This window comes from Segatella copri, assembly GCF_019127135.1.
Lineage (GTDB): Bacteria > Bacteroidota > Bacteroidia > Bacteroidales > Bacteroidaceae > Prevotella.
Genome location: NZ_JAHOEA010000044.1, coordinates 21,129 through 28,598, shown reverse-complemented (window position 1 = coordinate 28,598; position 7,470 = coordinate 21,129). Strand labels below are relative to the sequence as shown.

8 protein-coding genes are annotated in these 7,470 nt (G+C 44.9%); 1 reads left to right on the top strand and 7 read right to left on the bottom strand.

Translation table 11 applies throughout. The features are described 5' to 3' along the window. Positions 1 to 244: 244 nt before the first annotated feature. The 3 genes from KSW37_RS11415 to KSW37_RS11405 are packed head-to-tail and all read right to left on the bottom strand — an operon-like array spanning position 245 to position 1,678. Complete coding sequence (locus tag KSW37_RS11415) at positions 245 to 445, bottom strand: hypothetical protein (protein ID WP_144150554.1); 201 nt, start codon at positions 443 to 445, stop codon at positions 245 to 247. A gap of 38 nt (positions 446 to 483) precedes the next feature. Continuing rightward, positions 484 to 750: a hypothetical protein gene (locus tag KSW37_RS11410; RefSeq protein WP_217314536.1), complete on the bottom strand. Its 267-nt coding sequence runs from the start codon at positions 748 to 750 to the stop codon at positions 484 to 486. 58 nt (positions 751 to 808) lie between these two features. Continuing rightward, positions 809 to 1,678: an Rpn family recombination-promoting nuclease/putative transposase gene (locus KSW37_RS11405; protein ID WP_217314535.1), complete on the bottom strand. Its 870-nt coding sequence runs from the start codon at positions 1,676 to 1,678 to the stop codon at positions 809 to 811. An 822-nt stretch (positions 1,679 to 2,500) separates the two neighbouring features. On the opposite strand from KSW37_RS11405, the gene KSW37_RS11400 reads away from it, so the two are divergent. Beyond that, a complete protein-coding gene (locus KSW37_RS11400) occupies positions 2,501 to 3,367 on the top strand; it encodes a GIN domain-containing protein (protein WP_217314534.1) in 867 nt (288 codons plus the stop codon). Positions 3,368 to 3,648: 281 nt separating this feature from the next. On the opposite strand, the gene KSW37_RS11395 is transcribed toward KSW37_RS11400, so the two are convergent. From KSW37_RS11395 to pyrB, 4 genes are all read right to left on the bottom strand, one after another. Next, positions 3,649 to 4,428, bottom strand: coding sequence for a DUF5020 family protein (locus KSW37_RS11395; protein ID WP_254368637.1), 780 nt, complete (start codon positions 4,426 to 4,428; stop codon positions 3,649 to 3,651). A gap of 90 nt (positions 4,429 to 4,518) precedes the next feature. Then, on the bottom strand, positions 4,519 to 5,799 hold the full coding sequence (gene glyA, locus KSW37_RS11390; protein WP_217314532.1) for a serine hydroxymethyltransferase: 1,281 nt from the start codon (positions 5,797 to 5,799) through the stop codon (positions 4,519 to 4,521). Positions 5,800 to 5,931: 132 nt separating this feature from the next. Continuing rightward, entirely contained in the window at positions 5,932 to 6,396 is a 465-nt protein-coding gene (gene pyrI / locus KSW37_RS11385; RefSeq protein WP_217314531.1) for an aspartate carbamoyltransferase regulatory subunit, read from the bottom strand. Positions 6,397 to 6,428: 32 nt separating this feature from the next. Further along, entirely contained in the window at positions 6,429 to 7,376 is a 948-nt protein-coding gene (pyrB, locus tag KSW37_RS11380; RefSeq protein ID WP_153082160.1) for an aspartate carbamoyltransferase, read from the bottom strand. Positions 7,377 to 7,470 lie beyond the last annotated feature (94 nt).

Below are 7,470 nucleotides of genomic sequence, written 5' to 3'. Positions count from 1 at the left end.
TCAAGAACGGGCTGAAGGCCCAAAAGCTCCTAGCCCAGGGCATCGCCCTGGGTATAATGTGTGTAAGCCAGTCGCCCTGAAAGGGCAAAAGCCTTATGTTTTGCCTGGAGTTTTAAAGCTTTTGCCCTTACAGGGCGACAGGTTTGCGTCCGTAATTACCCAGGGCGATGCCCTGGGCTAGGGGCTTCTGCCCTTTCAGGGCGTGTGGGGTAAAACTAGCGGAAGTTCAGCGGGTTTATGTGTCTTATTTGCCATATAGGGTTTGATATTTATGAGCAGCTTGGTTGGAAGCTTCTCTTATCATGTTTATTACTTTTTTCTTTGTATCTTCGTGCTCTTCTCTGTATATTTCGGCTGCCTCATGCATAATCTGAGCCAGCATTTCATCTGTTGGCTCTTCCATGCTTGTCAGCCGATAGCTATTTAATTCTTTTTCTGAAATCATATCACATTTGTATCTAAGAAAACCTGTTTCATATTAGCTTATTTCATGTAGTCCTTGTAGTATTCGTTTTTGTAGTCGAATGACTCTGGCGAGTTGATGCCTTTAGTCATGGCTGCAATTCTTGGATCTATAACTAATTCAGCCTTGGTTATTTCCTTAGTCTTTGTCTTATTGGGAGACTCAGCCTTGTTAGGAGACAGTATGTTCTTCAGTGCTTTGACAGCTTTACTTATTGTCTCGTAATCCTCGTTGGCAATTATGTTGACGAGTGATTGATATTCTGTTTGTAACTCTAATGTTGTCATATTTTAAAAAAACTAAGACATGTTGTTACTGTTATTTTCTGCTCAGCAAATAAGTAATCTATATTTCTGCTTTTAGCCGCAGTATATGTTCCGCCGACAGCCCGGTTATTTCCTTTACCGTCGCTTCATCTATGCCCTTTGCCAGCATCTTTCTGGCAATCTCAAGACTTCTTTTTTCCATGCCTTCGGCTATACCTTCACGCTTGGCGGTGTCTACGGAATTCTTGATGTCGCGATATGCCATCTTGCTGGTTTCGTACTCCCTCATTTCCTGCGGAGTGAACTTGGCTATTTCGGCTTCCTCGAAGAGACGGTCGAAGACTTTGTCGCACAGCTCTTTAGGGCGCTGGGTAAGCTTATAGAGGTTCTTCAGTGCATAGAGCCACTTCTCGTAGAGCGTATCCAGTTCTTCCAGAGGCTTGTTGAACTTAGAAATCTCTACATAGATATATTCGAGTTTGTCGTAAAATACTTTGTGTGTAGCTGTGTCGCATAACTGCACATGATGGCGGATTTTCTCCTTGTCGAAAGCATCCTCGTTCATGCTGAAGTTGAGCAGGGCTACGGTATAGATATGATTGAGTTTGAAATCCCATTCATTCCCCTTGGGTGCCTGTTCGCGAATCGGGAAAGTAGAGTAGAAAAGGGCGCGGTCCTTGAAATACGTCTGGTACGCATTCTGCATTTCTACGATGAACTTCTCGCCGTTTTCGCCTTCGCAATATACATCAAAGATGGCTCTGCGGTCGGTATAGACATCGCCCACATGCTCTGGATTCAGATACTTCACGTCCTTAACAACCTGTCTGCCATTAAACAAGCTGTTGAGGAAGCAAATGAGCAAATCCTTGTTCATTGCTGTTCCAAATATTCGCTTGAAACCGAAATCGGTCAGCAAGCTGATGTATCTTTCTTCTACCTGTTCCATACGCGATTAATTTAAATTAATACTTTTGCAAAGATTATGTCAGTGAGTGCAATGAAAGCTTGCTTTCGAATTGCCGAGCGCCGTACAATCTTCTGCAAAGATACGCTGAAAATTTGTAACTTCCAAATTTTTAGGCAATTTTTTGCATTGGGGGATAGAGAAAAATAAATCTATTGGAACGCCTTGTAGAATTTGTGCCTTTTCCTTGAATATCTTGATGTTATGGTGTATTGTTTGCTTGAAATTGGAGTGAGGCTTACGTAAATGTTAACTGAGGCTTACTTGAAGTTGAAGTAAGGCTTACTTGAAATGGATGTGTTGATTATCTGAACTCGAAGTGAGGCTTACTTCAATAGCTAACGAATACTGTTTCAGTGACTAACGAATACTGTTTCAGTAAGAACAGGAGACTGTTCCAGTGAGAATAGCTTTCTGTTGCACTTTTTTGTATTTTTTTTCTCTTTCCCTGCAACCTTTATGTATCTTCTTACGTCTAACCATCAGAATTCCGAAACAGAACGGTATTCGGTATATCACGTACTGAACTTTCGCATGTGGTTCAAGTACGGGCTGAAGGCCCAAAAGCTCCTAGCCCAGGGCATCGCCCTGGGTATAATGGCAATCAGTAAGGCGCCCTGTAAGGGCAAAAGCTTTATGTTTTGTCTGGAGTTTTAAAGCTTTTGCCCTTACAGGGCGACAGGTTTGCGTCCGTAATTACCCAGGGCGCTGCCCTGGGCTAGGGGCTTCTGCCCTTTCAGGGCGTGTGGAACTCACTTGCGAAACTTGAATCATGTATTTAGAAACATAAAATTAGATATGAGTATGAAGAAATTTGGTATTTGGGCGGTGGTTGCCGCTTTATTCTTTGCCCCAATGGGCTTGAGTTCTTGCAGTATGGGATCTTCTGCCAGTGAAATGAAGGGAAGTCTCAACTTTACCCAGGATGATTTGACCGAGAAGCCTTTCAAGGCGATCGACGTGGATGTGATTGCCAGCGTTTATTATACCCAGAACAATGGCGATGAATGCAGCGTTCGATTGGATTACTCTGCCATCAAGGATGCTGAGTTCGTACAGAAACTCAAGGAGAAGCTCAAGGTGGTTTATCGTGACGGCGAGGTGAAGATTGGACTCACCGGAAAACTCAAGGTGCCTGCCGCTTGTAACTCTGAAAAGAATAGACTCAAGATTTATATCACCAGCCCCGACCTGGTGAAGATAGCACAGGAAGGTGTGGGCTCATTCTATGCCAAGAGCATCAATAGCGACCGCCTGAAAATCGATAACGAGGGTGTAGGCTCTGTCAAGATTGGGAAGATTCTTGCCAACAAACTGGAGATAATCAACGAGGGTGTAGGCTCGGTAAATATCGATGATGTGGCTGGAGATGATATGAGCATTGACAACGAAGGCGTTGGCTCGGTGAAGATCTCTAAAATTGAGATGGGAAGCCTGAAACTGGATAATGAGGGCGTTGGCTCTGTTAATCTGGATATGTTTAAGGGTGGCAGCCTGATAATCAAGAACGAGGGCGTGGGCAGTGTGAAAGCCAAGGTTGACTGCCAGAGTGTAAACGCTACTTCTGAAGGTGTTGGAGGGGTTAACTTGAGCGGTGTAACCCGTCAGTACAATAAGAAAAAAGGCGGAATCGGAGGGATTTCTGATGGTGGATTGACTGTAAGAAAGTAACGTAAGTTACTGAAAATCAAAAAAATAAAGTGGCTAAGGATGCATGCGCAAAATTTTTAAAATGAAATTTTGAAAATTTTGCGCATGCTAGATTTCTTCTTATTTTTCTTTTTTTCTTTTATTTATTTTCTTTTTTATCTTTACTTCTTGCTTCTTCTTCTTTTCGTTTTTGTCTTTTCTTTTTTTTCTTGTTTCCTTTTTGTTCTTCTTAAAAATGCGGAACTCAGGGAATTTTTAACAGATGTAAACAGTTTGAGAAGGGAAGTAGAGCGGCAGATAAATTAGAAATCCCACTTTACACCGAGGCAAGGGCGAACCATCCAGCCGGCATTGCTACCGAAGTTGTTGCTGATTTCTACCTCGCTACCTACGCTCAGGTTCTCGCAGCCGAAGTGCTGACCTACATTATACCAGAGCTGTGGCTCAGTAGTGAAGACGGTGTGCTCAGCTTTGTAATCGATGTTGCCATCCTTGTCGAGCTTCAGGTTGCCATCCTTATCCTTGAAAGAACTGTGGTCCTCCCACCAGAAATCAGCGAAACCGCTAAAGTTCAATCCCTTTAATCCAAAGATGTCTTTGCATCCCCAAACAGCAGTCAACTGCATTGGTACGTTCTGGTCGGTCTTGCGGATAGTCTTGTAGAGTGCCTGGAGTGTCAAGGTGTTCTTGAAACTCTTGTCGTGCATGAAATACTCCACACCGAAGAGCCAGGCATTGTTGATAGGGTAGTTCTTGGTAATACCACCATTATACTCTACGTGGAGACTCCAGTTCTTCATTGGGCTGTTCTGCCAGAAGTTCAATGCACGTGAGATCTCTGTATAGGTACCACCCTGTGCCACGTTTGGACTGCTGGCATCCATCTTGTCGTAGTTGAAGTCGTGGTCTACAAAGAAATAAGTGTTACCCCATTTGTCCTGCTTAAACATTTCGAGTGTGAGGGTAACAAACTTGCGGTCACTGCCGAAGTCGTAGAAAACTTGGGCGTTGGTCTGTGCTAAAGTTTTGCTCGCAGGGAGCAACGCAAGTGCCATGAGCAGTAGGCTTTTCATCTTTTTCATAAATTTTTTCTTTTCTTTATTATTTATTAAATGAAACAAAAAACTGCGGACGGAAGGCCCGCAGTTTGTAATTATATTTATCCTTAACGATTAGTATGCAAAGAGAGGGTAATCCTTCATAGTAGCATTTACCTTTTCGCGAACGCGGGCAATGACCTTCTCGTCCTCAGGAGCATTCAGAACCTCCTCGATGAGTTCGGCAATGAGGTGCATCATATCTTCCTTGGCGCCACGTGTGGTCATGGCTGCTGTACCCAGGCGGATACCTGATGTCTGGAAGGCAGAACGGCTGTCGAATGGAACCATGTTCTTGTTGACTGTGATGTCGGCTGCAACCAGCGCATTCTCAGCGACTTTACCTGTAAGATCTGGATATTTGCTTCGGAGGTCAACGAGCATAGAGTGGTTATCTGTACCACCGCTCACGATACCGAATCCGCGACCGATGAGGTCATCAGCGAGTACGGCTGCATTCTTCTTTACCTGAGTAGCATACTCCTTCCATGAAGGCTGCAGATTCTCATTGAAGGCTACTGCCTTAGCAGCGATGACGTGCTCCAGCGGACCACCCTGCTGACCTGGGAATACGGCAGAATTCAAGAGCATGCTCATCTTCTTAATCTCGCCCTTCTTGGTTGTCAATCCCCATGGATTGTCAAAATCCTTGCCCATCAGAATGATGCCACCACGAGGACCACGGAGGGTCTTGTGAGTAGTAGAAGTAACGATGTGTGCATACTTCAATGGGTTGTCGAGCAGACCGGCTGCAATCAGACCTGCAGGGTGAGCCATATCGATCATGAGGAGAGCGCCTACCTCATCGGCAATCTTGCGCATGCGGGCATAATCCCACTCGCGGCTATAAGCGCTACCACCACCGATAATCAGTTTTGGTTTGTGTTCAAGAGCCAGTTTCTCCATCTCGTCGTAGTCTACACGGCCTGTTTCCTTGTTCAGGTTGTAACCGATAGGGTTGTAGAGGATACCGGATGTATTGACGTGGCTACCATGAGAGAGGTGACCGCCGTGGTCGAGGTTCAAGCCCATGAAAGTATCACCTGGCTTCAATACGGCAAGCAGAACAGCAGCGTTAGCCTGCGCACCAGAGTGAGGCTGTACGTTGGCATACTCAGCACCAAACACCTTCTTTACGCGCTCGATGGCGAGGTTTTCTACGATGTCAACTACCTGGCATCCGCCATAATAACGCTTGCCTGGCAGTCCCTCAGCATACTTGTTAGTAAGGTAAGAACCCATAGCGTTCATCACCTCGTCACTCACGAAATTCTCAGAAGCGATAAGCTCCATACCCTTCAGCTGGCGCTGATGTTCTCTTTCGATTAAGTCGAAAATCTCTTGGTCTTTTACCATTTCCCTTTACTTTTTATGGTTGATGTTTAATGAAATCGGCTGCAAAAATAAGCAATATCTCTCAAACTACCAAATAAATCGTAACATTTTGAGTGATATTGCTTACTTTTTGTTATAAACTACCTGTTTTTATTACTTGCAGAGCTCTACTTTGCCCAATTGCTGCTCTTTGTCGCAGTAGTGGCAACGTACGATACCGAGTACCTTGTCTACGGTATGGAAGAGGGTCTGCATAGGCTCGTTGTTGGTGATACACTTAGGGTTGTTGCACTTTACGATGCCCTTCAGTGTGTCAGGAGTCTTGACGGTCTTCTTCTCTACGATTTCGTAGTCTTTGATGATACTCAGTCCGATGTTGGGAGCAACGACAGAGAGTCGGTTCATTTCTTCATCGGTAAAATACTTGTTGGCAACCTTGATGATGCCCTTCTTGCCAATCTTCTTGCTTGGCAGGTTGTAGCCGATAGTAACAGGAGTCTCCATCTTCTCCAACTGGAGCAGATTTACTACCTGATAGGTCTTTTCGGCTGGTATATGGTCGATTACGGTACCGTTCTCGATAGCCGCAACCACTAATTGACTTTTATTGTTTCCCATCTGTCTATTAACTATAAACTATTAACTATAAACTACTCAATAATGGTCTTGTCATTCTTCACGTCATCGAGCGAAATGCCGAGGCAGTGGCAGAAGATAGCCTCACGTGCATAGAGACCGTTCTGAGCCTGCTGGATGAAGTATGCATGTGGATCATCATCTACATCGTAAGCAATCTCGTTCACACGTGGCAGCGGATGCATAATCTTCATGTTCTCCTTAGCCTTGCAGAGCATGTCACGCTTCAGGATATACACGTTCTTTACGCGCTCATACTCCATCAGGTCGCTGAAACGCTCCTTCTGTACACGGGTCATGTAGAGAATGTCGGCACCTGCAATCACATCTTCGTTAAAGTCCTCGTGCTCAATATATTTGATATTGTGCTCCTTGCAGTAGAGTTTATACTCTTCTGGCATGGCGAGTTCCTTAGGTGCGATGAAATGGAAGGTAGGATTGAAGTGGCGCATGGCTGTGATAAGTGAGTGAACGGTGCGGCCATATTTGAGGTCACCCACGAGATAGATGTTCAAGTTCTCCAGGGTACCCTGGGTCTTGTAGATAGAGTAGAGATCGAGCAGACACTGTGAAGGATGCATGTGTGCGCCGTCGCCTGCATTGACGATAGGCACTGGTGCTACCTCGCTGGCATACTGGGCTGCTCCCTCGATGAAATGGCGCATGGCGATTACATCGGCGTAGTTGCTTACCATCAGGATGGTATCCTTGAGGGTTTCACCCTTGGTGGTGCTGGATGTCTTGGCATCAGAGAAGCCAATGACACGGGCGCCAAGACGGTTGGCAGCGGTTTGGAAACTGAGTTGGGTACGAGTAGAAGGCTCGAAGAAAAGGGTCGCTACGACCTTTCCCTTCAGCAACTCCCTGTTCGGGTGCTTTTCGAACTCTTGCGCCATTTCCAGGAGGTACATGATTTTCTCCTTGGAAAGGTCTGCAATGGTCACAAAATTATGTTTTTCCATTTGAAATATGATTGAATGTTCTAAAATCGCCCACAAAGTTACATAAAAAATCTGATTTATGTGTGATAAGTCAAAACTTTTATGTAATTTTGCA

Excerpts from the sequence above, each read along its gene's own strand:
- KSW37_RS11400 (WP_217314534.1), top strand. The coding sequence starts at position 2,501 with ATGAAGAAATTTGGTATTTGGGCGGTGGTTGCCGCTTTATTCTTTGCC.
- glyA (WP_217314532.1), bottom strand. The coding sequence starts at position 5,799 with ATGGTAAAAGACCAAGAGATTTTCGACTTAATCGAAAGAGAACATCAG.
- pyrB (WP_153082160.1), bottom strand. The coding sequence starts at position 7,376 with ATGGAAAAACATAATTTTGTGACCATTGCAGACCTTTCCAAGGAGAAA.
- KSW37_RS11395 (WP_254368637.1), bottom strand. The coding sequence starts at position 4,428 with ATGAAAAAGATGAAAAGCCTACTGCTCATGGCACTTGCGTTGCTCCCT.
- pyrI (WP_217314531.1), bottom strand. The coding sequence starts at position 6,396 with ATGGGAAACAATAAAAGTCAATTAGTGGTTGCGGCTATCGAGAACGGT.
- KSW37_RS11415 (WP_144150554.1), bottom strand. The coding sequence starts at position 445 with ATGATTTCAGAAAAAGAATTAAATAGCTATCGGCTGACAAGCATGGAA.
- KSW37_RS11410 (WP_217314536.1), bottom strand. The coding sequence starts at position 750 with ATGACAACATTAGAGTTACAAACAGAATATCAATCACTCGTCAACATA.
- KSW37_RS11405 (WP_217314535.1), bottom strand. The coding sequence starts at position 1,678 with ATGGAACAGGTAGAAGAAAGATACATCAGCTTGCTGACCGATTTCGGT.